Raw genomic sequence first — 265 nt, 5'->3', positions numbered from 1 at the left:
GAATTTGAATCAACAAACAAACGAACCGTGGTGGAAAAAAGCGGTGGTCTATCAAATTTATCCGAAGAGTTTTTTAGATACAACAGGCTCTGGTACAGGTGATATCAATGGTGTGACGAAAAAGCTCGATTATATAAAAGAACTGGGGGCAGACTGTATTTGGCTGACCCCTATGTATGAGTCACCGCAGTATGACAATGGCTATGATATTAGTGATTATACAAAAATCCATGATATGTACGGCACAATGGCTGATTTTGAGCAC

At 39.6% G+C, this 265-nt stretch carries 1 protein-coding gene; it reads left to right on the top strand.

Going from position 1 to position 265, the window contains the following annotated elements:
- Positions 1–4: 4 nt before the first annotated feature.
- Positions 5–265 (top strand): alpha-amylase family glycosyl hydrolase (locus tag SB775_RS30335; protein ID WP_410864957.1); only part of this gene is annotated, 261 nt, incomplete at its 3' end.

It is taken from the genome of Peribacillus sp. SIMBA_075, assembly GCF_046534585.1.
The sequence above is the reverse complement of the archived record's forward strand: the minus strand, read 5'-3'. Positions and strand labels throughout refer to the sequence as shown.